The organism is Solibacillus isronensis, assembly GCF_900168685.1.
In the GTDB taxonomy this organism is placed as follows: Bacteria; Bacillota; Bacilli; order Bacillales_A; family Planococcaceae; genus Solibacillus; species Solibacillus isronensis_A.
In genome coordinates this window covers 1,902,916-1,928,769 of sequence record NZ_FVZN01000014.1, presented here as the reverse complement: position 1 = coordinate 1,928,769, position 25,854 = coordinate 1,902,916, and the positions used below count along the sequence as shown (strand labels likewise).

Sequence of the window (25,854 nt, the reverse complement as noted above, 5' to 3'; positions counted from 1 at the left end):
TATATTTTCTAAAAGGCTCTGTAACTTCGGTTGCAGAGTCTTTTTTGCATATTTAATTCTTCCCCATATAGTCGTAAGTACACCTAAACTAAGCTACTTGTGAATAAAGTATAAAGAGGTGAGGAATAAATGAGCATGACGTACAAAAATATACTAGTTGCCGTGGATGAAACGAATGAGTCGCTGATTGCTTTTAGAAGAGCTGTGCAAGTTGCACTCAATAATGTCGGAAGTAAGCTGTATATTGTTCATGTAATCGACACTCGTTCCTTTGCATTTTCAGAAGGCTATAACTTTGATATGGCGGAAAAATTTACGAATAATAAGAAGGATCTTTTAGATTCATTCGAGAAAAAAGCGCAACAGTCAGGGTTTACAAATATCAAAAAAATTATAGAGTACGGGACACCTAAGCACGTTATCGCACGAGATATCCCTCAGCAGGAAGAAATTGATTTAATTATTTGCGGTGTAACGGGAAAAGGGGAATTAGCCCGTTTTTTCCTAGGTTCCGTATCGGAAGGGATTTTAAGAAATGCCCGCTGTGACGTCCTTGTTGTAAGAAATACTTAATTAAATGCCGAAGCTCCACATTAATTTTCGTGAAGCTTCTTTTTTTATGAAACTTTATAAAAGCACAGCCGTCTAAAAGATGAATAATTAAAATCTGAACTCTTTTTTCGAAGAGTTTTCAGTGTTATACTAAAAGCTATGACTATACACTCATGTACACGCTACATAAAGTAAGGAAGGGGAAGTGTTCTTTGCGCAAAATTACGCAAAATCGTCAGCAAAATCCGAAGGCAAAGCAACGGGCAAGTTTAACTTTTCGGATGAATGTCCTTTTCTTTTCAATATTTGTTTTGTTCTCATTACTAATTTTTCGTCTAGGATATATACAAATTGTAAAAGGTGAAGATTATGTCCGCGCATTAGAGCGTACAGAGGAAGTACGGGTGAATACAAGTGTACCCCGTGGCCGTATTTTTGACCGCTATGGTCGTATTTTAGTTGATAATCAGCCAGAAAATGCGATTACGTATACAAAAATGCAAACGACAAAATCCGCTGAGATGCTTGAAATTGCAGAAAAACTTGCACATATCATCGAGCAGCCGACAGAAAAAGTAACGCATCGAGATAAATTAGATTTCTGGATTTTGCGGAATCCGGAAAAAGCAAAAGAAAAAGTTACAACAAAGGAAATGACGAAATTCCAACTTGAAAATGAAGAGCTAGAAACGAAGGAAATCAATAAAGAATATGATCGACGAATCCGGGATCGTATTACAGATAAAGAATTGGAAGAGCTTTCCGATTTTGACCTGGAAGTTCTGGCAATTTACCGAGAAATGATGACAGGTTATAATTTATCACCTCAAATTATTAAAGGTGAGAATGTTACACCGGAAGAGTTTGCCCGAGTTTCAGAACAATTGGCGGATCTGCCTGGTGTAAATACGACAACCGATTGGAAGCGAGTGCGTCTATCTCCATTGGCGATTTTAGGCCGAACAACAGTACCGAGCAAAGGTGTGCCTAAATCGAAACTGGACTATTATTTAGCACGTGATTACTCTCGTAACGACCGTGTTGGGGAAAGTTATTTTGAAGCGCAGTATGAAGAAATATTGCAAGGTGAAAAATCAGTCGTTAAAAACATCACGAATAAAAAAGGTCAAGTTGTTGAAACGATGACGACTTTTGCAGGGGAGCCCGGTAAAGATTTAGTAACAACAATCGATGTGGAACTCCAGCAAAAAGCCGATGAAATTTTGGAAAAGTATTTATTGGAATTGAAAGCTAAAGGTGGTTCCCAATTACTGGATCGCGGATTTTTAGTTGCAATGAATCCAAAAACCGGTGAGCTTTTATCGGTAGTCGGTAAAAAAATAGAAAAAGATAAAGACACCGGCAAACCTTATATTGTTGACTATTCTTACGGTACATTTACTTCTGCATATGAAGCAGGGTCTACTGTAAAAGCAGCAACCGTCCTAATGGGATACAATGAAGGAGTTATTAAGCCGGGAACTGTCATGCTCGATTCACCAATGCGAATCGGTAACATTACTTTAAATACACTATTCAACAAGACTGGTAGTGTCATGCTGAATGATTTGACGGCATTAGAGCGTTCATCAAACGTCTATATGTTCAAAATTGCGATGGGTATTGGCGGCCGCACGTATTCACCTGGTATGCGATTTAGTTTAGCATCAGGTACATTGCAGACAATGCGAAATGAATATGCACAGTTCGGACTAGGTGTACCAACGGGGGTTGACCTTCCTGGTGAATCAACCGGGTATCAGGCTGATCCGGATACCGATGTAAAACTATTAAACTTGGCAATCGGACAGTTTGATACGTATACGACAATGCAATTGGCGCAATATATTTCAACAATTGCAAACGGCGGTTACCGTATCCAACCGAGAATGCTCAAAGAAATTCGCAACCCATCTAAAGATGGTGAATATTTAGGGCAAGTTGTGGAAGAAGTGACACCTAAAATTTTAAACAAAATCGAAAACAGCCAACAGGAAATTGATCATGTTAAAGAAGGTTTACGCCGCGTTTACTTCGGTGCGAATGGTTCTGCCCGTCGTCAATTTGAAACAGCAGACTATACGGCTGGTGGTAAAACAGGTACAGCTGAGGTAGTTTACTATGGACCACAGCGCGATAAATGGAAAACAAACACAATCAACATTGTCCATGTAGGTTTTGCACCATTTGATGATCCTGAAATTGCATATGCTGTTATTTTCCCATGGGCTACAACGAACTTTAACAATAACTATTTACCTCAGGCGAATTTGACTGCCCGTGAATTAGTAGATTCATATTTTGAGTTGAAAAACAAATATGCGGATGAGGGCTTATCTACAAGTAAAGTAGAAAAACCAATCATTAAGCATTCTGACGAAAAGCTCGATGAGGACGAAGAAGTCGAAACAGTAAATGAATAAAATAATGATCCCGTAGTTTCTAACTACGGGATTTTTTTAAGGGGAAGATTCGATGAGAAAGAAAATCATACATATTGTCGTTATCGTCGGTGCCTTAAGTAATGCGGCGATTTTAGCATTTATGGACATGCCGGCATGGCTCATCATCTTAATGTCGGTTATATATATCGTTATCTTTGAAGGGCTCCTGCTCGTACTGGAACCACGCTTAGTCCGTGCTGAACGTGAACGGAATGTTAAGGCGTTTCCCTTTTTACGGGAGCTGGTCGATGCTAAAAAAGCAACGGTTACTTTGCGGGATGGATCGGTGTTATATAATGCGACGTTTGAAGGCTATGCCCATCCAAAAGATGCAAAAACGATTTTACTTTATGTACATAAAGTAAAGAAGAAAAAGGAAAAACCGACATTTACAGAACATTCTATTAAACTTGTTAACATTAAAAGTGTAAAAAAGATTCAATAAGAAGAAAATGAGACAATTTGCAGGGACTTCCTGTAAATTGTCTTTTTTATTTACAAAGCTTTACATTCAATTAACGGCTGAATTATATAAGCTTAATAAATTGTCACTATAGTTGGAATTGTAAGAAAAACATCTATTAAACAAGCGGAGGAATTACAAATGAAAAAGTGGCAGTACTTAACATCAACAGTTTTACTAGGTTCATCAATTCTTTTAGGAGCATGTGGCGGAGAAGAAAATAATGATGAAACGTCTACATCTGCACAAACAAACACAGAACAAGCTGAAACTGGCAGCGCACAATTAACAGGTAATGTAGTAGGCGATGGTTCGTCAACAGTTGCTCCAATTACAGAAGCATTAGTTGAAGAATACGCGGCAGTACAAAAAGATGTACGCGTAGCAGTTGGTGTATCTGGTACAGGCGGCGGTTTCGAAAAATTCATCAATGGTGAAACAGATTTCTCAAACGCTTCTCGTCCAATCAAAGATACTGAAGTGGAAGAGCTGAAAAGTGCAGGAGTAGAATTTACAGAATTTGAACTTGCTTACGATGGTTTATCGGTAGTAGTACATCCTGAAAATACTTGGGCAAAAGATTTAACAGTTGATCAATTAAAACAGATTTGGATTGAAGACGGTTCTACAAAAAAATGGTCTGATATCGATCCTTCATGGCCAGATGAAGAAATCGTGTTCTATTCACCAGGTTCTGACTCAGGAACGTATGATTACTTCGATGAAATCATTTTAGATGGTGAAGACATCGTTAAATCAGCAACATTATCTGAAGATGACAACGTGTTAGTACAAGGAGTAACAGCCGACAAAAATGCAATCGGCTATTTCGGTTACGCATACTACCTGGAAAATAAAGATAAATTACAAGTTGTAACTGTAGATGGAGTGGAACCAACAAACGAAACAATTGAATCAGGTGAATATTCTCCATTATCACGTCCGCTATTTGTTTATGTGAAAAACAGTGCAGTTAAAGACAATGAAGCGACATATGACTTCATGAAATTTACACTTGAAAACGCTGGTGAAATGGCAGAAGTAGTAGGTTATGTTAGCCTGCCAGATGAAAAGTATGAAGAAGCGTTAAAAGAGTTAGAAGCACTAAAATAATCTCGATGTTTAATAGTGTGGGGTGGCTCTCATGCCCCCACACATTTTTTAATGTTAAAAAATCTGATCGTTTTATTTTATATAGATGACTGGAAGGAGTTTTCGCACATGGCTCTTAAACAACAGGAGCAGGTAAGTGTCCAACAATTAATCGAGCGTTCGCGCAATCGCAAAGGAAAGAAAGTAATCGAAAAGTTAGTACCGTTCGGGTTATTTCTAGCAGCGACGATTTCGGTTCTTACGACGTTTGGGATTGTATTTACACTAATATTCGAGACATTTGAATTCTTTACGCGAGTGTCGATTACAGATTATTTATTTGGTACAGAATGGCTGCCATTCTCAGGTAAGGAGCCGTTATATGGAATATTACCATTAATATTCGGGACATTTAAAATAACACTGATTGCTATTATTGTAGCAGTGCCATTCGGTTTAGGCGCTGCCATTTATCTGAGTGAATACGCATCAGAACGTGTACGAAAAATCATTAAACCGATTTTAGAAGTACTTGCAGGTGTACCGACGATTGTTTACGGGTTCTTTGCATTAACATTCATTACACCGATATTGCAGGCGGTTATTCCCGATTTGAAAATTTTCAATGCAATCAGCCCTGGGATCGTTGTCGGAATTATGATACTTCCAATGATTACATCCATGTCTGAAGATGCGATGAGCTCAGTTCCTAGGTCGATTCGTGAAGGTGCGTTAGGGTTAGGTGCAACAAAATTCGAAGTGGCAGTTAAAGTTGTTCTGCCAGCAGCATTATCAGGAATTGTCGCCTCTGTCGTATTAGGTATTTCCCGGGCAATAGGTGAGACGATGATTGTTTCCTTGGCAGGGGGATCTACACCAAAATTCGACTTTGGCTTTACGGATTCGATTCAAACGATGACAGCCTATATCGTGCAAGTTACGACAGGTGATGCCGGTTATGGTACAACAATTTACTACTCAATTTATGCGGTAGGATTCACGTTATTTATTTTCACGTTAGCAATGAATTTACTTGCAACATATATTTCAAAACGCTTCCGAGAGGAGTATTAATATGCGCTATATTCAAGAAGATTTAGTAATGAAGCGAATGAATAAACGCCTTATTTCTAATAAAATGTGGAAAATTATTTTCATTCTTGCCACGAGTTTTGCCCTTGTTTCATTAGGTATGCTGCTTTATCGAATTTTGACGCAGGGACTTGGTTTTTTAGATATAAATTTCATTACAAACTTCGCGTCACGTATTCCTGAAAATGCGGGGATCAAAGCCGCATTGGTTGGATCTTTATGGCTGATGAGCGTAGTTGCTCCTGTCTCAATTATTTTAGGTGTGAGTACAGCGCTATATTTGGAAGAATACGCAAAGCAAAATAAGTTGAATGACTTTATCCGCATCAATATTTCTAACTTGGCAGGGGTACCTTCTATTGTTTTCGGATTGCTGGGATTAACAATTTTCGTACGACTGTTTGGCTTTGAAAAAAGTATATTGGCGGCCGGTTTGACAATGAGTTTACTAATATTGCCGGTTATTATTGTGGCTGCACAAGAAGCAATCCGCGCGGTACCTAATGAACAGCGGGAAGCTTCATATGGAATGGGTGCGACGAAATGGCAAACGATTGTCCGGGTTGTTCTGCCGGCTGCTATTCCGGGAATTTTAACAGGTAGTATTTTAGCGTTATCCCGAGCAATTGGTGAAACAGCACCATTAGTAGTAATCGGAATTCCAGTTATATTACAATTTTTACCAACAGGTTATCTTGATACATTTACAGCATTGCCGATGCAGATTTTCGACTGGGCAAAACGTCCGCAAGAAGCGTTCCAGTATGTGGCATCTGCCGGAATCATCGTATTAATGGTTTTCCTCTTAACGATGAATTCCATTGCAATCTTTATTCGAAATAAATTCCAAAAACGATATTAGGAGTGAAATGGAATGGTTCAACTATTAACGAAAAATAATGTGCGTCAACCTGCAATGGGCATCGAATCGAATAAAGCGAATGTCATGCAGTCTAATAACTTTAACTTATGGTATGGCGATCACCATGCTTTAAAAGATATCAATCTGGAAATGAAGGAAAACGAAGTGACGGCAATTATCGGTCCTTCTGGCTGCGGGAAATCGACCTATATAAAAGCATTGAATCGTATGGTTGAACTTGTGCCGATCGTACGGACATCAGGGGAGATCAATTACCGTGGCCGCAATATATTTTCGAACGGCTATGAAGTGGAAGAACTTCGCACGAAAGTCGGCATGGTATTCCAAAAACCGAACCCGTTTCCGAAATCAATTTATGATAATATCGCATACGGTCCACGTATTCATGGAATTAAAAATAAAAAAATTCTGGATGAGATTGTAGAAAAGTCACTACGTGGTGCAGCTATCTGGGATGAGGTAAAAGACCGTTTAAACCAGAATGCCTATGGTTTATCAGGTGGTCAACAGCAGCGTATTTGTATCGCACGCTGTCTGGCAATCGAACCGGATGTCATTTTAATGGATGAACCGACATCTGCGCTTGACCCAATTTCTACATTAAAAGTAGAAGAGCTTGTACAGCAGATGAAAGAACAGTATTCGATTGTAATCGTGACACATAACATGCAGCAGGCAGCACGTATTTCAGATAAAACTGCCTTCTTCCTGAACGGGGAAGTAGTAGAGTTCGATAAGACAGATATCATTTTCTCGACACCGTCAGATCAGCGCACCGAAGATTATATTTCCGGCCGATTCGGATAATGAGAAAAGGAGATTGATAACGATGATTCGTGAACGTTTTGAACATGATCTAATAGCGGTTCAGCAAGATTTAATGGAACTATGTGATTTAAGTATTCATTCATTACAGGAATCTTTTAAAGCCTTTTTAAAAAAGGATATCGATTTAGCGTTACAGGTAATAGATACCGATCCGAAAATTAATCGGTTGGAAGAAATAATTAACGACCGCGTAATCTTACTGATTGCAAAACAGCAGCCTGTTGCGACTGATTTGCGTCGATTGATCGTTGTCATTAAAGCGGCATCGGATATGGAGCGAATCGGGGATCATGCGGTCAATATTGCAAAGGAATCGATTCGAATTGGGAAAGCGCCATTTGTCACAAGTGTGGAGCCGATTGAGGAAATGTTCCATAAAACGATTTTAATGCTGCGCCAAATTGTCGATGCATTTATAGAGGAAAATACAATAAAGGCAAAAGAAATTGCGAATCTTGATGATGAAGTTGACGAATTAACAGGCAATACACTTAGTAACTTAATGAAGCTGTCTGTTTCGAACGAGCAAGTGGCGCAAGTGACAAGTTTATCATACGTATGTCGCTGTATTGAACGTGCGGCAGACCACGCAACAAATATTGCCGAGCATTTATTCTACCTTGTAAAAGGGAAGCATTATGAGCTGAATAATTAAATGTCCAAAGTATAGGGAGGAAACTTCTTATACTTTTTTTATTTTTTTGAAACGTCAGCCAATTGGCAATCGTTTACAATGTAAGAAAGGAGGGCGGCGTAATATGAAAGAGGATATCGAGCAGATTATTGACGAATATAGTAAGCATTTATTGCGCATCGCATACTTTTACACAAAAAATCGCCATGCTGCCGAAGACATTATACAAGATGTTTACATAAAGTTTATGCAGTCCGACTACTTAGAAAGCGGTCAATTAAGAGCATATTTAACAAAGATGACGGTTAATAAAAGTAAAGATTACTTAAAAAGCTGGGCATATAAAAAAATACAGTTTGAAACGAAATGGTGGATGAAAGCGACGGACCATGATCATGTTATCCAGCAAGAAGAACGTTCCAATATTGGAGCAGCCATTTTAAAGTTGCCATTGAAATACCGGGAACCGATTATTTTGTATTACTACGAAGAAATGAGTGTCTTGCAAGTAGCTTCTATTTTGCAAATTAACGAAAATACCGTAAAGACCCGATTAAGACGTGGACGAGAACAATTAAGACCAGTGCTAGAAGGAGAATGGGAGGTGCTTCGTCATGAATGAGTTCAAAAAAGCATTAATTGATGTTGCAGGAGATCTATCAAAAAGTGAAACTGCTGTAAAAAATGCTCTATTACTTAAAAAGCCTCGTAACAAAAGAGTAAAAATAGGTTACTATTTATTGCCTGCAGTTATTGTGACTCTGTTCCTTTTTACCTGGCAGTTATTTATTCCGAAAATGGTGGATATTAACCAAGCTGACCAACCTACGAATGAAATTTTATTTGAATTTATCACTGCACTTGAAGAAATGGATTATAAAGGCGATATCGAGACTAGTCGTGCTAATGCTTATTTACAAATGGTGGAGATTATAGGAATACCTAAATATGCAAAGAGTACAGGAATTACGATTTCAGATGAGGATCGTCAGCAGGCGAAAAATTTCCTTGAACAAAAATGGGGAGAAAGAGACATTGCAAGGGTATTGGCATCAGCTTCTGTTCATATTTCTAAGGAAACATTTGATGAAAATATTGCCCCGCTATTAATCGAGAGGTTTGCCTATGCTAAAAAGTTAGAAGAAAGAATGTTTCAGGATTACGCGAAAATGCTACCGGGAATTGCTAATTCCTATGGAGATTTCATGGGATCCTCCTACATGGAAGCACATTATAAATCACAATTAGATCAGTTTAAAGAACAACATAATATCATGATTTCAGCTAATAAAAGTTCAAGTACTTCCGGTGCGGTAGTAGCGGTAGAGGATAATATGTTTTTATTTGTAAAAAATATGACGACCAACGAATATAATCAGATTTCCCCTCGTATTTTTGTAGATAAATTTGCTGCATGGTTTATAAACGATCCGCAAAAGCCGGTTCAAGCAGGCGATTATGTAAATTTAAAAGAAACGGTCATTTCAGAAGACCGTATAGGAGCTGAATTCGCAGGTGTAGGTCTACATTATGGTCTGGAAATTCTATTGCCTAAAGAACGTGCTCATGAAATAAAAGAAATATCATTAACCGAACCAGTTCTTCAAGAATTTAACGAGATTTACGAGAAAGCTACACTTATAAATGAAGAGGCAATCGAAATAACGGAGCCGCCGCTTTGTATTGTCCATATTGAAGGAAAATCCTATACCGTTTGGCAGAACGAGAAAGGTCTCCTGTATATTCTTCCGTTTGGTAAGAAAGAGTTAGCCACATTTACGGATTCTACATCAAAAAAAATGTTAACTTTATTTCAACAATTTGTTTATGAATAATTTATGAAATGAAAGGGTACATGGTACAATAAAGATAATTCAAATAAGTTACGTACTTATTTATGTATAAAGGGGTAGACAGCATGTTAAGAACAATTGTATTTGACCAATTAAAGCAAGCGATGAAAAACAAAGATGCGTTAGCTAAAGGAGTATTGACTTTAGTGAAGTCCGCATTGGATGCTGCAGAAAAGGAAAAGGGCGCGGAATTGACGCCACAGGAAGAAACTGCTGTCATTAATCGTGAAATTAAGCAGACAAACCAGTCACTGGAAGGTGCAAAGCAAGCGGACCGTTCAGACCTAATTGAAAAAGAAGAAGCAAAATTAGTTATTTTAAAAAGCTTTTTACCAAAGCAGTTAACTGAGGAAGAAATCTCAACTGAGCTTCAGGCAGCTGGTATTACTTCAGGCATGAATATGGGAGATGCAATGAAAATTGCAAAGCCATTATTAGATGGAAAAGCAGATGGCGCGACAATTTCAAAAGTTGTCAAAACGCTCATTTCCTAAATTGAAAATTTATGAAAAGGAGGTGTGCCGCATTCGTTATGCGGTCACGTCCTTTTCGCTATATTTCTAAAACGATACTATTACAATTTAAAAGGAATTAGAATAGGGAGGATTAAAATGACCTTACATGAACAGATTAATCTGTATGTACCATACAATGAACAGGAAGCAAAGGACCGGGATATCATTTTACGCGCAATGGCTACTTTATCGGATGTCTTGACACGAAACAATGAAGTTCTGCATTTTACAGCTTCTGCATTTGTGTTCAACCCTGACCGTACCCGTGTATTAATGGCTCATCATAATATTTATAATTCATGGGGCTGGATGGGCGGTCATGCAGATGGGGATCCGGATTTATTTAATGTAGCAAAAAAAGAGCTGATGGAAGAAGCAGGTCTTCCAGAAGCAAAAGCGATTCAGGAAGATATTATTTCGCTTGATATACTGCCGGTTATCGGTCATATGAAAAACGGGAAATATGTTGCGGCACATTTACATTTCAATGTAACTTATATATTTGAAGTCGGAGATGAAGCAACGTTTAAAGCGAAGCTCGATGAAAACAGTGAAGTCGGCTGGATTGAAATAGATGAAGTGGCTGAAAAATGTTCGGAAGCGCATATGATTCCGATCTATGAGAAAATTATTGAAAAGGTAAAAAAAATCGGCTGTTAAAAATGTAATTTAACAATGCAGTTTTTCAAAACTTCATGCCACGGGATGAAGTTTTTTCGTACGAAGATTTTCTGGATACAACTGGCTGATGTACAGAAAAAAACAAACGATTACTGAAAATGAAATAATTTCACAAAATTAAACAGCCGTGTGCTAAAATAACGTTGTATAAACAAAAGGGAGGCTATTTTCAAATGGCGAAAAAAGTAAAAGAATATAAAATTAACCCAGACCGAGTGGAAGAAGCATTATTAATTCAAAATCGTATGCTTATTGAATTATTCGTTCAAGTTTTAGATGAGCAACTAGTAATTGAACGTCCTGTCTTACACGAACGTTTAGAAAACTTAATCGAGCTTTCAAATAACGATCGTGATTTGAAAGACACTTTACACGCTTTAACTCAAAAATTATAATTACATACATTTATGTGTGGTGCGGTATCTTAGAGATACCGCTTTTTTTTATGCAGAAAAACACGGATATAAAGTTAGTTATTCGCGCGCAGTTTAAATTACTACTTTTTAATTTTGATTTTCGCTATACTATCGGTATTGATTTGAAAACAGATGGAGGGGTTTCACATGACAAATGAATATAAGACTGTTTTAACCGATGAAATTCTTCATTTTTTATATCGTAACGCATCTTTTCAAGCTTTAGATGAAAATCAGCAGCAACAGTTTCTCGAGAAATTTGGTCAACAACCATTATTTATAGAGGTCATCGAAATTGCAATTGCACTTGAAGAAATGATTGCAGAAGTGGAAGCAACGATGCCAAAAATACAGGATAAAGATTATTTATTCCCGATTGAGCAACAAAAACAATTGCTGAAAGATCGGACGGTTATTGAGGGAAATGTATTGTATGTGCCGTTTGATGAGATGAAAAACCTATTTTCGCCGATGATTGTCATCGTACAGCAATCTGATGCCATGCAGGAGTATGAAGCCTTTACTAAAGGGACTATATTACCGCTATTTAACTTATGTGCTGTCCAGAAGAGGGATTTAATTATCCTTCCCTTTAGTAATAAACCGGCACAACCGCTTCTTTTTAAAAATGGAACAATTGATATCGATTTGTTCGATCGATTTTTGCAGCAGTATTTAACTGGAGACGCTCAGATTATGCCGGCAATAGACAAGGCGATTGAATTTTTTACTCAGGACAATATCGATAATCAGCGGGATCTCATGATTATTACGGACAATCAATTTACAGATTTCCATAAATTGAATCAACAAGTTACGGCAGGAAAAATGCAGGAGCTTGATATCGACCTGTCCGTCATTGCTATGAGCGAGGCCGACTTTGAAAAACAGCCGATTGCATTTGCTGACAAAGTATTTTTTGCAAATGATTAGTAACTTTTATTAACGAATCCGTTACGGGTTCGTTTTTTTATTGGTCGGATTTTGTTATAGACAAGGAATTTTAAAAGGGGATGCGGAATATTTAAAGAAAGGATACATAAATAGAGAGAAATGGAGTGTTTCGTTCAATGTATACAGCCTATTGCAGAACCGTCCAAAGTTCAATGCGTGTCGGTATGAAGCTTATGAACTGGAGAAAGCCAGAATTACTCCAAGGGGAAAACAGTCTTGAAAGATTGCCGGAGCTTGTGAAAAGTTTGGATTTAAATATGCTTTTAGTGATTACCGACGAAGGAATTCACAAGCTGGGGCTTATGGATACGTTATTAGAGGGTTTACAGGAGCAAAATATTGCATTTGTTGTCTATAATAAAACGGTTCCAAACCCTACTTTCACAAATATTGAAGAAGCGCTGGAATTGTATTATGCGCATCAATGTGATGGCATAATAGCATTTGGCGGAGGGTCACCGATGGATTGTGCTAAGGCAGTTGCAGCAAGGATCGCGCGCCCAGAGAAATCACTGGCTGATTTAAAAGGTTTATTTAAAGTAAGAAAAGAAATGCCGCCGTTTTTTGCGATTCCGACAACGGCTGGTACGGGGAGCGAAGGGACGATTGCCGCCGTTGTATCAAATAGTGAAACACATGAGAAATTTGCCATTATGGATCCGGTACTTGTACCGCACTATGCGGTATTGGACCCGGTATTAACAATTAATTTGCCTCCGTATATTACATCTACAACAGGAATGGATGCATTGACACATGCTGTGGAAGCCTATATTGGAAAAAGCAATACTGAGGAGACGAGGAAATATGCCCGCGAGGCAGTTATTCTTATTTTTAAGTATTTAGTGCGCGCCTACGAAGATGGGACAGATATGAAAGCTAGAACGGAGATGCAGCGTGCCTCGTATTTGGCAGGGCTTGCATTTACTCGGGCATATGTAGGCTACGTTCATGCCATTGCCCATACACTCGGCGGATTTTATCAAGTTCCGCACGGTTTTGCCAATGCGGTGATTCTGCCACATGTACTTCGATTTTACGGACAAAGCGCTGCTAAGCCGTTAGCAGAACTGGCGACAATTGTGGGCATCGGTAAAATAACAGACAGCGATGAGCAAAAGGCAGAGTTATTTATCGAAGCAATTGAAGAACTGAATAACAAGATGAAAATTCCCCACAAAATAACAGGAATCATCAACCGTGATGTGCCATTGATGGTGGAGCGCGCATTACAGGAAGCGAACCCGCTTTACCCGGTACCGCGCATTGTAAATAAAGATGAAATGTTTTATTTATACCAAATCATTCAGGAATAATGCATAAGGCTATTTAAACAAGTAAACCCCGATTTTCTCTTAAAGAAAATCGGGGTTTATGATTGGTTATATGTTATTGTTCAAGCTGGTCGTCGAAGTAGTTTAATAACCCTTGATAAATGCCGAGTGTTGCTTGTTCCCGGTAATAATCTGTAGTAATGGCCCGTTCTTCAGAAGCGTTACTTAAATAGCCGAGCTCAAGTAATATAGCATGTTGACGGTTTTCACGCAGTACTAAATAGTTGCCAAAGCGTGGTCCACGGTCTTTCAAGTTAACTTTCGATGCCAGCCCGTCATGTACATACTCGGCAAGCTCTTTCTGATAACCGTTCGTATAATAGGTCGTAAATCCGCTCACTGAACTATCTTCATTTGCATCATAGTGAATACTGATAAACGCATCGGCACCTGCCTGATGTGATACTGCAACACGTTTTCGTAAGTCGACAAAAACATCAGATTCTCGTGTCATGATCACATTTGCACCGGCCGCCTGTAATTTGGAACGGAGCAGCTCTGCTGTAAGAATATTAATATCTTTTTCGTCTGTTCCACGAACTCCGGTAGTACCACGGTCGTTACCACCGTGACCGGCATCCAGTACGATTGTTAAGCCTTTTAATGTACCTTTTTTACGTTCGGCTGCCTCGCTTGAATTGTTTTTAGTTGTCGTTCCTTGTGAATTGTTTTCACTTACAACCCAGTTTGCGACGTATGCGGTTTGACTATCGTTTACTGCGATTTTAAACCAGTCGCCTTCACTTTCCACTATCGGATATGTATGACCAGCATCTGCAATGACTACAACATTTGAAGAAGTCGAAGGGGATTCCCTTAAATTTGTCCCGTTATAAATAATCGTAACAAAGTTTTTCGTTTCTTCTTTTTCAGATGAAGGATTTTGTTTCAATTGTTTTGTAAACGTTCCGTAAAAACTGTATATCCAACCATTTTTTCCTTTTTCATATTCGATCTCAACCCAATTATGATCTCGGCTGACTACTTTAAATTGTTGCCCTTCAGTGGCAAGCCCTAATTTTTTAGCTGTTAAATCAGGTTTTTTACGGATATTGACAGCATTTACGTTAACGGTAAATGTATTCGGATCAATTTGTTGTATTGGTTCATTTGACTGTTCCTGTTGTCCATTATCAGAAGGGGGAGCCGGCGTTTCCGTATTCGCTTCTTTCACTGTGACATATTCCGCAAATACCCAACCTGTCATCTCACCGAACTGAATTTGAATCCAATCCTGTTCCTGTTTTAAAAATTTGCTTTCCGTACCAGAAGAGATTTTTGTCAGCACAGAAGCGGATAATGATGGTGCTACACGAACATTTAAAGAGTTTACTTGAGAAATGACTGTTTTTTCAGTTGATGAATCTGATTGCCCATTTGCTGTTTTCACAAGCCATGCCGCAACCCAGCCCTTTTGTTGTCCGACTTGAACATGGTGCCAATCACCTTGTTTTTCAATCGAAATAATCTCAGTTCCTTCTTTTAACGTATCGAGTATCGGATAAGAAAGGCCTGGACCTTCACGTAAATATAAAATTTCCGCGTTTACATATAACGGTTCCCCGTCGGCATGAGCAGGGCGGGCGGAAAAATTATATGGAACAATTGCCGTGAATAATAATAAAAATGATAAACCTATTATTATTTTATTTTTTTTCATAGTTTCCTCCTTTTAAAAATTCAAGTTAAATGACCCTTTCACTATATACCCCTATATTATAAAAGTATTTATGACAAAAAATATAGCGTTTTTTTGAAAATGGTTGACAACTTGTCATGACATCATTAAGATTAGTGTTAATTTAACAAAAGTAACATTGCCAATGACCAAACAAGTAGCGGTTGCCAATGCTGAAAAGAGAGGGAAAGACTTAGGCTGTAATCTTTCCTGCAGTATGTAACATGTGAACAACAGTTGAGAGGCGTTTCCTCGAAAAAAATTTTTTCTAGTAGGGGAAGACGGAATCGGCCGTTATCCGAATTCGAGAGGATGTAGTCATACATCAATTAGGGTGGAACCGCGGAAGATTATACAAGCTTTCGTCCCTTGCAGTTTTTGCAAGGGACGGGGGCTTTTTTTATTTTCTTCTAAAATAGCACGCGAACGGTTTGGTCAACTAAGAGAGGAGTGCTTTTTATGAATTTTAAAGTACCTAAAGGAACACAGGATATTTTACCGGGTCAATCCGAAAAATGGCAGTATGTAGAACGTGTCATTCGTGATTTATGTGATAAATATCGCTATAACGAAATTCGCACACCAATGTTTGAATCGACAGAACTATTTCAACGTGGTGTAGGCGATACTACAGATATCGTACAAAAAGAAATGTACACATTTACGGACAAGGGAAATCGTTCGTTAACATTACGTCCTGAAGGAACAGCTTCAGCGGTACGTGCATATGTGGAGCATAAAATGTTTGGTCAGGCAGATCAGCCTGTCAAACTTTATTACACAGGTCCAATGTTCCGTTATGAACGTCAACAGGCTGGCCGCTATCGCCAATTCGTTCAGTTTGGTGTAGAAGCTATCGGCTCAGCCGATCCGGCGATTGATGCGGAAGTAATGGCACTTGCAATGGATGTATATACAACACTTGGATTGACGGATTTAAAATTAGTCATTAATTCATTAGGCGACAAAGAGACACGTGATGCGCACCGTAGTGCGTTAATCGAGCATTTCACCCCGGTCGTGGGAGAGCTTTGCAGTGATTGTCAAAGCCGCCTAGAGAAAAATCCTTTACGTATTTTAGATTGTAAAGTAGATGCGAAACACCCGGCAATGGCAACTGCACCGGCATTAACAAATTATTTAACGGATTCTTCAGCGGAATACTTCACGAAAGTAAAACAATACTTAGATGTACTGGGCATTTCCTATGAAGTGGACCCTAACTTAGTACGGGGTCTTGATTACTACAACCATACAGCGTTTGAAATTATGATTACTGGTGATGGGTTCGGTTCAATTACGACACTTTGCGGTGGCGGCCGTTATAATGGTTTGGTTGAAGATATTGGCGGACCGGAATCACCTGGTATCGGATTTGCCCTATCAATTGAACGATTATTATTAGCGCTGGAAGCAAAAAATATTGAGCTTGCAACGGGTAATAATCTGGAAATGTATGTTGTGGCAATGGGCGAAGAGGCAAAACTAAAAGCAGTGGAGCTTGTAAGTTCATTCCGTGCAAAGGGCATTTCAGCAGATATGGATTATTTAGACCGAAAAATGAAGGCACAAATGAAAGCTGCCGACCGTGCAAATGCAAAATTTGTCATTGTACTAGGTGAGTCAGAATTAGAAGAGCAAGCAGTAAACGTCAAAACAATGGAAACTGGCGATCAGACAAAAGTCGAATTCGGTCAGCTAGTCCAATACGTTTTAGAAAACAAATAGTTGGAGGAATAACAATGGCGCAAAGAACACATGCATGCGGTTTAGTAACAGCTGCAGAAGCGGGACAGGAAGTTGTATTAAAAGGTTGGGTACAAAAACGTCGTGACTTAGGCGGATTAATTTTCGTAGATATGCGTGACCGTGAAGGCATCGTACAAGTAGTTTTCGGTGATCAGGCGAAAGACGCATTAGAACTTGCTAATAAAATTCGTAATGAGTTTGTCATTGAAGTAAAAGGTAAAGTTGTTTTACGTGATGCAACTCAAATAAATAAAAATATGAAAACAGGCGAAATTGAAGTGGCAGCTTCTGAACTGACAATTATTAACGAAGCTAAAAACCCTCCATTCGCAATCGATAACAATGTGGAAGTTTCGGAAGAATTACGTCTAAAATACCGTTATTTAGATTTACGTCGTCCTGTAATGTATGACACATTTAAAATGCGTTCTGATGTAACACGTACAATCCGTAATTTCTTACAAAACGAAGGCTTCCTGGAAGTAGAAACACCAATTTTAACGAAATCAACACCAGAAGGAGCGCGTGACTACTTAGTTCCATCCCGTGTACATGACGGCGAATTTTATGCATTGCCGCAATCACCCCAGCTGTTTAAACAGCTTTTAATGGTAGGTGGCTTTGAGAAGTACTTCCAAATCGCTCGATGCTTCCGTGACGAAGACTTACGTGCGGACCGTCAGCCGGAATTTACACAAGTTGATATTGAAACTTCATTCTTATCAATGGATGAAATTATCGAAATGAATGAGCGTCTTCTTACTCAAGTTATGGAAGATGTCAAAGGTATTGATGTCGTTACACCATTCCCACGCATGAGCTATAAAGAAGCAATGGATCGTTTCGGTTCAGATAAACCAGATGTACGTTTCGGGCTGGAATTAAAACAGCTTTCAGACATCGTGAAAGAATCAGCTTTCGGTGTATTTGCAAACGCGGTAGCAAATGGCGGCGAAGTGAAGGCGATCAATGTGAAAGGCGCGGCAGCTAACTATTCTCGTAAAGACATTGATGCTTTAGGCGAGTTTGCCGGCCGATACGGAGCAAAAGGTTTAGCTTGGTTAAAAGTGACGGAAGAAGGCCTGAATGGTCCAATCGCGAAGTTCTTTGAAGGAGAAGCAGCGGACGGAATTATCCAAGCAACAGAAGCACAAGCTGGTGACTTATTATTATTCGTTGCAGACAAATCTTCTGTAGTTGCAGACGCATTAGGCGCATTACGTTTAAAATTAGGAAAAGAACTAGGCTTAATCGATGAGTCGAAATTCGAATTCTTATGGATTGTTGATTGGCCATTATTCGAATACGATGAGGCGGAAGGTCGTTATTATGCGGCTCACCATCCATTTACTCGTCCATTCGATGAAGATTTAGAGCTAATGAATACAAACCCTAAAGAAGTACGTGCACAAGCCTACGATATCGTATTAAACGGTTATGAGCTTGGTGGCGGTTCACTTCGAATTTATGAGCCGGATTTACAAGCAAAAATGTTTGAGCTGCTAGGATTCAGTGAAGAAGAAGCGCGTGCACAATTCGGTTTCTTACTAGAAGCATTTGACTACGGCGTTCCTCCACATGGCGGTTTAGCAATGGGTCTTGACCGATTAGTAATGCTTCTTGCTGGTCGTACAAACTTACGTGATACAATTGCATTCCCGAAAACGGCAACTGCAAGCTGTTTATTAACAGAGGCACCATCACAAGTTTCCGATGCACAGCTTGAAGAATTAAGCTTACGTATCGCAGCAACAGCAAAAAAATAACATGGTAAGGTATTTCTTCCCTCCGGAAGAAGTACCTTTTTTTAAAAAGTAAAATGGTACCATATATTTCTAAAAAGTTAGTACAATTTTAATAATTTATAAGAATGGGATGTTTTCGATTGAATAATCAGAATATTGGTGTTAATATATCATTAATACGAATCCTGAAGTGTTCGTCGCTATATTTGTTACTAAACACTTTTGACCGAACAATAAATCGTTGGGAGCTACTATTACCGTAGAAGCAAACATGCCCCATTTGGAGCGGGAAGTTTAACGCTGCGATTAGTGCACCCCCTTGCTATAGACGCGGGATCAAAACGATGTTGTAGCAAGACGGCATATTTGGGATTCGTCAATTTCTAATTTTACTCTTCTACTTTCATGTAGAAGAGTATTTTTATTTTGCGCTCATAACCGGGATTGAAGCATTCATGAAGCAAAAATATTATTTATGCTACTTACTGTCATTATATTGTTGCTTGCATCTCGTAATTGATGTCGATATAATGCCTAGTAGAATGATAAAGATTGAGGGGTAAAATTAGATGTTACATCAATTTTCACGAAACGAATTAGCTATTGGAACAGAAGGGCTAGAAAAACTTAAAGAAACGACAGTCGCGATTTTAGGTGTGGGCGGTGTAGGCTCGTTTGCAGCGGAAGCATGTGCACGCAGCGGGATTGGCCGTATCATATTAGTAGATAAAGATAATGTGGATATTACGAATGTTAACCGTCAATTGGTTGCCTATCTATCAACAGTCGGAAAATCAAAATCTGCTGTTATGAAAGAACGAATTGCAGATATTAACCCTGAGTGCGAAGTGATTGATATGCATATGTTTTATACAGAAGAAACATATGAACAATTTTTCGCGCAAGGAATCGATTATGTAATCGATGCATCCGATACAGTAATGTACAAAATCCATATTATGAAAGAATGTTTAAAACGCAACATCCCAATTATCTCAAGCATGGGTGCTGCGAATAAAATGGATCCAACACGTTTCCAAATTGCCGACATTTCAAAAACGCATACAGATCCACTGGCAAAAGTAATTCGTACAAAGCTTCGTAAAGAAGGCATTAAAAAAGGTGTAACTGTTGTATTTTCAGATGAATCCCCAATTGTTGTGCGTCCTGATGTTGCACAATACGTAGGAAAGCCTGAAGCTGAAATCCGCAAAGCACAATTACCGCCTTCATCAAATGCATTCGTACCATCTGTTGCAGGCTTAATTGCTGCAAGCTGGGTAATTAATACGATTTTAAAAGATGTCCAAATTAACCGCGTTCAAGGGTAAGTAAGGACCACTTTAAATAAAAGGATGTGTGAAGGGGGTTTTAGACCCTTTAACACATCTTTTTTTATTGAATAATTGTTATACAATATAAACTAATTTAAAATGCGTTTTTTCATATATAATTTAATTGTGGAATTGATCAAACAACAAATAGATCTTTCCGTCAATCAAATTATTGCGCAATAAATTACATACTTTATTCAGTTATACAAAAATTTCCTAAGAAAGAATAATATTATGAATGGACATTCATTTTTTAATATAGGTTGTTATTATTGTGGTAAAATAATAAAAATGTTTAGTAAGGGAGCTTAAAAAATGGTCATTCAACAAATGGAATACCGGGGCTTGAATTTACATGATGTAATCGGATCAGTGGAAATTGCGATTGATGCCGACTTAAATACAATTCACATTTATGATACAAATCACATTGTTGAACCTGAATATGATTTTTTAACGAAAAACTTCAAGCTAAGTGAAGGTTTCTGGAAAATGGCGGGTATAATAAAAGAAAAGCAATTATTTTTGAGCAATGATGAAAAAAGATTAGATAGATGGATTGAATCATTTAAATGGGTTTTTTACAGTTCAGGCAAGTCAATAAAAATTTATAAACAAGGGGTAATGGTTGATTATAAAATCGGTTATATTGATAACGAGAAGTTATTATATGAAAAATACTTTTCTCGTTTGACAGATGAATCTTTGAATAGCAAATGACATAATATTCTATTAAGAGATTAATTATGGCAAAAATATGGCAGGATTTTAATGATTTTTTCGTTTTCGCAGAAAAATTCCTTTTTTTTGCTATAGTTAATAACGTATTGATAATATGCATGGGGATGCAAGGAGGAACGATAGAATGACAATTGAAATGAAAAATGATTTATTGAATTTGCCGAGTCTACAGTTGAAAATGGATACAATCGTTTTTGAAAATATCGATACGAAACCAAATTGGTCGAAAGCTTTTGAGCAGCTTGATGAATTATTGCATAAAGTAGCGAATCATTTTAATGATTATGTCGCGAAAAATAACGGGGAATTACCATCAAGTACTACTTATTGGACACTTTATATGGATATTGCTTCAAAGCTTGTATACTTTACAGGTTTAGCACATGCTAATTTAATAGCAGAAGATGATGTGGAGGCACGTGCACATGTGATCAAGCTATATGAATTAAGTGCGAGCTGTATTCCAAACGCGCATATTGAAAGTAATGAAGAATTGCTTTCGGAAATTCAAAAAAGTATTTATCAATTAAATGATGAAGAGGTAAAACTGACGGTTGCCGACAATGTAGAACAATGTATTCGAGCATTTAAGCAATTTGCTGAGTCATACGAAAATTAAATTATAAGAGAGTCATTTTCATTAATTTGAAAATGACTCTTTTAATATAGTTTAGAAAGGCCGCTTATTTTTTAAAAGATTTCAGCTTTTCATATATGGCGGCCATTCTTTTTTCTTCACCTGCAATAACAGGCTTATAAAATTCGGTTTCCGCAAGTTCATCCGGTAAGTATTGCTGTTGTACCCAGCCTCCGAAAGTTCCAATTGGGGAGTCGTGCGGGTATTTATATCCGACGTGGCCGAGTGTTGCCGCGCCCGCATAATGGGCATCCTTCAGATGGTTCGGAATATCACCCGTTTTCCCTTCATGTATTGCTGCAATTGCCGCATCCAAAGCTTTATAGGCCGAATTAGATTTATCCGATAGACACATTTCAACGACAGCGGTTGCAAGTGGGATGCGCGCTTCCGGCAGCCCTAGTTTCACGGCTGCTTCTGTTGCTGCCTGCACATGTGCCCCAACACTAGGATTGGCAAGTCCAATATCTTCATATGCCATGACGAGCAGTCTTCGACATACCGCAACCAAGTCCCCATTTTCGAGTAAATGAGCCAAATAATAGAGCGCAGCATTTGGGTCACTACCGCGTACCGATTTTTGAAGAGCCGACAATAAATTATAGAAATGGGAGCCGCCTTTATCCCCAAAAACTCCGATTCTTTTTGCAAGGGCATCGATCGCATTATCATTGATAATAGTTACCCCGTCATTTTCATCTGAAGCATAATATACCGATTCTAAGAGGGTTAAAGCTTTGCGGGCATCGCCGTTGGAGGCATTAGCGATGTTTTCGATTTGCTGTTCATTAATATCGATTTCTAAATGGCCAAGGCCGCGTTCTTTATCCGACAATGCCTGATTGAGCAATTGTATGATATCAGCGCCTGTTAAGCGTTCTAATTGTAATATTTCCCCGCAGCGTGAACGGATGGCAGGGTTTACATCATGAAACGGATTTTCCGTAGTTGCTCCGATTAAGACGATTGAACCGTTTTCAACATGCGGCAGCAATGTATCTTGCTGGAGTTTGTTAAAGCGGTGGATTTCATCTAAAAACAATAGGACTTTACCGCTCATTCGTGCATCCATCACAATTTGCTCAATATCTTTCTTCCCGGCATGTGTTGCGTTTAATGCAAAAAAAGGAAGTTTTGAACTGCCGGCAATCGCATTTGCAATCGATGTTTTTCCTACCCCGGGAGGTCCGTACAGCAACATCGAAGGTACATGTCCCTTTTCAATCATTTTAAACAATGGTGTTGCCGGTCCAATAATATGCTGTTGACCAACAACTTCGCGAATTGTACGAGGTCTCATTTTATAGGCGAGCGGTTCATTTTGCATAATTTTTCGCTCCTTTTCTTTTCAGTTGAATAAAATGGTTTTGTTAATAATCATAAAGTATTTCCGAGTGGTTTAAAAGGAGTTGTGTTATAATGAATAATATTAAAGGACTAGAAAATAAGAGGTGTAACGATGAAAATATCGACTAAAGGACGTTACGGTTTAACGATTATGATTGAATTGGCAAAGCATTTTGGTGAAGGACCGATTCCGTTGCGACAAATTGCTGCGGATAAAGATTTATCTGAAGCGTATTTAGAGCAGTTAGTATCACCACTGCGCAATGCTGGCCTTGTGAAAAGTGTCCGTGGCGCATATGGCGGATATATGTTGGCACATAAGCCAAATGAAATTTCTGCTGCTGATGTCATCCGTGTATTGGAAGGGCCGATTCAGCCAGTTGAAGGAATTGAAAATGAAGAAGCGCCACAGCGTGAATTATGGATGCGTATTCGTGATGCAGTAAAAAATGTATTGGATACAACGACGATTGACGATTTGGCAAAATATACGAATAATGAAGTATCTGACGGCTATATGTTTTACATTTAGTGTTATTTAAAGGAGTTAGTTAGTTTTGAAAAATACAATTTATCTTGATCATGCCGCAACTTCGCCCATTGCACCGGAAGTAATTGATGTCATGGCACGTGCAATGGCCGAGGAAAGCGGTAATGCATCAAGTATTCACACAGTTGGACGCAGTGCACGTAAAGCACTGGATGACTCTCGGGCAAGTTTGGCAGCAAAAGTAAATGCGAAACCCTCTGAAATTATTTTTACAAGCGGTGGAACAGAAGCCGATAATATGGCCATTTTTGGAACAGCTTATGCGCGCCAAAAAGAAGGAAAACATATTATTACAACAGCAATTGAACACCATGCCGTTTTACATGCGTGTGAAAAGCTTGAAAAAGAAGGTTTCACGGTGACGTATTTACCAGTTGACAAAACAGGGCGAATCCGTGCTGAACAGGTGAAAGAGGCTTTACGTGATGATACGATTTTAGTTACGATTATGTATGGTAACAATGAAGTCGGCACAATCCAGCCTATCGCAGAAATTGGAGCGATCTTAAAAGAACATAACGCTACATTCCATACAGATGCCGTACAAGCATTCGGACTGGAAAAAATGGATGTAGAAGCGCTCCATGTTGATTTGCTGAGTGTTTCTGCCCATAAAATTAACGGTCCTAAAGGAATTGGCTTTTTATATGCAAAAACAGGAGTCAAATTAACAAATATCCTATATGGCGGCTCCCAGGAGAAAAAACGCCGTGCAGGAACGGAAAATGTCCCGGCGATTATTTCATTTGCAAAAGCTGCCGAGTTAGCAGGACAATCTGCACAACAGCGTATAGGGCAGTACAACGGTTTTAAAAATATTTTAATCGAACAGTTCCAGCAGGCAGGTATTGAATTTCATCTGAATGGTCATCAAATGAGCGTTTTACCGCATGTATTGAATGTTACTTTCCCCGGAACGGATGTTGAATCATTTTTGATCAACTTGGATATGGCAGGAGTACTCGTATCAAGCGGTTCTGCTTGTACGGCAGGTTCGATTGACCCGTCCCATGTACTTGTTGCGATGTATGGACAGAACGCTCCTGAGCTTCGTAGTTCCATTCGTTTCAGTTTTGGGTTAGGATTAACAGATGAGTTAGTGCGGGAAGCAGGGAAGCGTACTGCTGAAATTGTGAAACGACTAACTTCGTAAATTTATAAGAAAGACTTCGCGCCTTTTACGCGATTTGTCTAAGAAAAGGTGAATAGTAAATGGTAGAAACAAGAGATCCATCTCAAATTCGAGTAGTTATTGGAATGAGTGGAGGCGTAGATTCATCAGTAGCCGCGTATTTATTGAAACAGCAAGGCTATGATGTAATCGGTATTTTCATGAAAAACTGGGATGACACGGATGAATTTGGTGTATGTACAGCGACAGAAGATTATGATGATGTAATTGCAGTATGCAACCAAATCGGCATTCCATATTATGCGGTCAACTTTGAAAAACAATATTGGGACAAAGTATTTACGTACTTCCTGGAAGAGTATAAAGCAGGTCGTACACCGAACCCTGATGTTATGTGCAATAAAGAAATTAAATTTAAAGCCTTCCTGGAGCACGCACTGGCACTTGGCGCGGATTATTTAGCGACAGGCCACTACGCACGTGTAGCGCATGACGAAAACGGTGTGAAAATGCTTCGAGGCATTGATAATAATAAAGACCAAACATATTTCCTGAATCAGTTAACTTCAGAACAACTGGAAAAGGTCATGTTCCCAATCGGACATTTGCCGAAGCCTGAAGTTCGTAAAATTGCGGAAGAAGCAGGATTGGCTACAGCGAAGAAAAAAGATTCAACAGGAATCTGTTTCATCGGAGAACGTAATTTTAAAGAGTTTTTAAGCCAGTACCTTCCTGCACAGCCAGGCAATATGGAAACATTTGACGGTGAAGTAAAAGGTACGCACGACGGTTTAATGTACTATACATTAGGGCAACGTCACGGCCTGGGAATCGGCGGAGACGGCGAACCTTGGTTTGTTGTCGGTAAAGATTTAACACGAAATGTATTATATGTTGGCCAAGGTTTCCATCACGATGCACTGTATTCGGATGCATTGACTGCAGTAAAAATGAGCTTTACAGGGGAAGCGAAAACGGGCACATTTAACTGCACGGCTAAATTCCGCTATCGTCAGGAAGACTCGCCGGTAACAGTGACAATGCGTGAAGACGGTACAGCGTATATTGAATTTGCCGAGCCTGTTCGAGCGATCACACCTGGACAAGCTGTTGTTCTGTATGATGGTGAAGAGTGCCTAGGTGGCGGTACAATCGACGGCGTGTTTAAAAATAGCGAAAAGTTAACATATGTAGGGTAAT

General features: G+C 38.9%; 25 protein-coding genes, 1 other RNA gene and 1 other annotated feature. Of the genes, 24 read left to right on the top strand and 2 right to left on the bottom strand.

All coding sequences use genetic code 11. From position 1 onward, the window contains the following. The first annotated feature begins 129 nt into the window (after positions 1-129). The 15 genes from B5473_RS18355 (at position 130) to B5473_RS18285 (ending at position 13,723) form a co-directional block, all read left to right on the top strand. Positions 130-573, top strand: a complete 444-nt coding sequence (locus B5473_RS18355; RefSeq protein WP_079527812.1) for a universal stress protein — start codon at positions 130-132, stop codon at positions 571-573. A 191-nt stretch (positions 574-764) separates the two neighbouring features. Continuing rightward, complete coding sequence (locus tag B5473_RS18350) at positions 765-2,975, top strand: peptidoglycan D,D-transpeptidase FtsI family protein (RefSeq protein WP_079527809.1); 2,211 nt, start codon at positions 765-767, stop codon at positions 2,973-2,975. Positions 2,976-3,027: 52 nt separating this feature from the next. Then, complete coding sequence (locus B5473_RS18345) at positions 3,028-3,441, top strand: response regulator (protein WP_079527807.1); 414 nt, start codon at positions 3,028-3,030, stop codon at positions 3,439-3,441. Positions 3,442-3,600: 159 nt separating this feature from the next. Then, the gene (locus B5473_RS18340; RefSeq protein WP_079527804.1) at positions 3,601-4,572 is read left to right on the top strand and encodes a PstS family phosphate ABC transporter substrate-binding protein; all 972 of its coding nucleotides are present in this window, start codon (positions 3,601-3,603) and stop codon (positions 4,570-4,572) included. Positions 4,573-4,680: 108 nt separating this feature from the next. Beyond that, complete coding sequence (gene pstC, locus B5473_RS18335; RefSeq protein WP_079527802.1) at positions 4,681-5,625, top strand: phosphate ABC transporter permease subunit PstC; 945 nt, start codon at positions 4,681-4,683, stop codon at positions 5,623-5,625. Position 5,626: 1 nt separating this feature from the next. Continuing rightward, on the top strand, positions 5,627-6,505 hold the full coding sequence (gene pstA / locus B5473_RS18330; RefSeq protein ID WP_079527800.1) for a phosphate ABC transporter permease PstA: 879 nt from the start codon (positions 5,627-5,629) through the stop codon (positions 6,503-6,505). A 54-nt stretch (positions 6,506-6,559) separates the two neighbouring features. Then, on the top strand, positions 6,560-7,333 hold the full coding sequence (gene pstB, locus B5473_RS18325) for a phosphate ABC transporter ATP-binding protein PstB (protein ID WP_254865404.1): 774 nt from the start codon (positions 6,560-6,562) through the stop codon (positions 7,331-7,333). A 22-nt stretch (positions 7,334-7,355) separates the two neighbouring features. After that, positions 7,356-8,009 carry a phosphate signaling complex protein PhoU gene (phoU, locus tag B5473_RS18320; RefSeq protein ID WP_079527795.1) on the top strand — a complete coding sequence of 218 codons (654 nt, stop codon included), beginning with the start codon at positions 7,356-7,358 and terminating at the stop codon, positions 8,007-8,009. A gap of 103 nt (positions 8,010-8,112) precedes the next feature. After that, positions 8,113-8,610, top strand: a complete 498-nt coding sequence (locus B5473_RS18315) for a sigma-70 family RNA polymerase sigma factor (protein ID WP_079527792.1) — start codon at positions 8,113-8,115, stop codon at positions 8,608-8,610. Then, positions 8,603-9,823: a hypothetical protein gene (locus tag B5473_RS18310; RefSeq protein WP_079527790.1), complete on the top strand. Its 1,221-nt coding sequence runs from the start codon at positions 8,603-8,605 to the stop codon at positions 9,821-9,823. The genes B5473_RS18315 and B5473_RS18310 overlap by 8 nt, the downstream gene beginning before the upstream one ends. An 83-nt stretch (positions 9,824-9,906) precedes the next feature. Next, positions 9,907-10,335 carry a GatB/YqeY domain-containing protein gene (locus tag B5473_RS18305; RefSeq protein WP_079527787.1) on the top strand — a complete coding sequence of 143 codons (429 nt, stop codon included), beginning with the start codon at positions 9,907-9,909 and terminating at the stop codon, positions 10,333-10,335. 117 nt (positions 10,336-10,452) lie between these two features. Then, a complete protein-coding gene (locus tag B5473_RS18300) occupies positions 10,453-11,016 on the top strand; it encodes an NUDIX hydrolase (protein ID WP_079527785.1) in 564 nt (187 codons plus the stop codon). Positions 11,017-11,210: 194 nt separating this feature from the next. Further along, on the top strand, positions 11,211-11,432 hold the full coding sequence (locus tag B5473_RS18295) for a phosphate-starvation-inducible protein PsiE (protein WP_079527783.1): 222 nt from the start codon (positions 11,211-11,213) through the stop codon (positions 11,430-11,432). A gap of 168 nt (positions 11,433-11,600) precedes the next feature. Continuing rightward, on the top strand, positions 11,601-12,386 hold the full coding sequence (locus B5473_RS18290; RefSeq protein ID WP_079527781.1) for a vWA domain-containing protein: 786 nt from the start codon (positions 11,601-11,603) through the stop codon (positions 12,384-12,386). A 137-nt stretch (positions 12,387-12,523) separates the two neighbouring features. Then, positions 12,524-13,723, top strand: coding sequence for an iron-containing alcohol dehydrogenase (locus B5473_RS18285; protein WP_079527779.1), 1,200 nt, complete (start codon positions 12,524-12,526; stop codon positions 13,721-13,723). A gap of 73 nt (positions 13,724-13,796) precedes the next feature. Here B5473_RS18285 and B5473_RS18280 read toward each other — a convergent pair whose 3' ends face one another. Continuing rightward, a complete protein-coding gene (locus B5473_RS18280) occupies positions 13,797-15,401 on the bottom strand; it encodes an N-acetylmuramoyl-L-alanine amidase (protein ID WP_079527777.1) in 1,605 nt (534 codons plus the stop codon). Positions 15,402-15,555: 154 nt separating this feature from the next. After that, positions 15,556-15,792 (top strand) — a binding site (T-box leader). 86 nt (positions 15,793-15,878) lie between these two features. Between B5473_RS18280 and hisS the strand changes: the two genes are divergently transcribed. From hisS to B5473_RS18250, 6 genes are all read left to right on the top strand, one after another. After that, a complete protein-coding gene (hisS, locus tag B5473_RS18275) occupies positions 15,879-17,147 on the top strand; it encodes a histidine--tRNA ligase (protein ID WP_079527775.1) in 1,269 nt (422 codons plus the stop codon). Between the two features lie 14 nt (positions 17,148-17,161). Beyond that, positions 17,162-18,934, top strand: coding sequence for an aspartate--tRNA ligase (gene aspS, locus B5473_RS18270; RefSeq protein ID WP_079527773.1), 1,773 nt, complete (start codon positions 17,162-17,164; stop codon positions 18,932-18,934). Positions 18,935-19,092: 158 nt separating this feature from the next. Then, positions 19,093-19,290, top strand: a non-coding RNA gene (gene ssrS / locus B5473_RS18265) — 6S RNA. A gap of 192 nt (positions 19,291-19,482) precedes the next feature. Next, complete coding sequence (locus B5473_RS18260; RefSeq protein WP_079527771.1) at positions 19,483-20,244, top strand: tRNA threonylcarbamoyladenosine dehydratase; 762 nt, start codon at positions 19,483-19,485, stop codon at positions 20,242-20,244. A 318-nt stretch (positions 20,245-20,562) separates the two neighbouring features. Beyond that, positions 20,563-20,967, top strand: a complete 405-nt coding sequence (locus tag B5473_RS18255) for an aminopeptidase (protein ID WP_079527769.1) — start codon at positions 20,563-20,565, stop codon at positions 20,965-20,967. A 145-nt stretch (positions 20,968-21,112) separates the two neighbouring features. Continuing rightward, a complete protein-coding gene (locus tag B5473_RS18250; RefSeq protein WP_079527767.1) occupies positions 21,113-21,607 on the top strand; it encodes a GTPase in 495 nt (164 codons plus the stop codon). A 64-nt stretch (positions 21,608-21,671) separates the two neighbouring features. Here the strand turns inward: B5473_RS18250 and B5473_RS18245 are convergent, their stop codons facing one another. Beyond that, positions 21,672-22,952: a replication-associated recombination protein A gene (locus tag B5473_RS18245; protein WP_079527765.1), complete on the bottom strand. Its 1,281-nt coding sequence runs from the start codon at positions 22,950-22,952 to the stop codon at positions 21,672-21,674. A gap of 132 nt (positions 22,953-23,084) precedes the next feature. Between B5473_RS18245 and cymR the strand changes: the two genes are divergently transcribed. Genes cymR through mnmA form a run of 3 tightly spaced genes read left to right on the top strand, consistent with a single transcriptional unit; the run spans position 23,085 to position 25,853 of the window. Further along, complete coding sequence (gene cymR / locus B5473_RS18240; RefSeq protein ID WP_079527763.1) at positions 23,085-23,504, top strand: cysteine metabolism transcriptional regulator CymR; 420 nt, start codon at positions 23,085-23,087, stop codon at positions 23,502-23,504. 25 nt (positions 23,505-23,529) lie between these two features. After that, positions 23,530-24,675 (top strand): cysteine desulfurase family protein, encoded by a 1,146-nt coding sequence (locus tag B5473_RS18235; RefSeq protein WP_079527761.1) that lies wholly within the window; start codon positions 23,530-23,532, stop codon positions 24,673-24,675. A 59-nt stretch (positions 24,676-24,734) separates the two neighbouring features. Further along, positions 24,735-25,853: a tRNA 2-thiouridine(34) synthase MnmA gene (mnmA, locus tag B5473_RS18230; RefSeq protein WP_008408537.1), complete on the top strand. Its 1,119-nt coding sequence runs from the start codon at positions 24,735-24,737 to the stop codon at positions 25,851-25,853. Position 25,854: the final 1 nt, after the last annotated feature.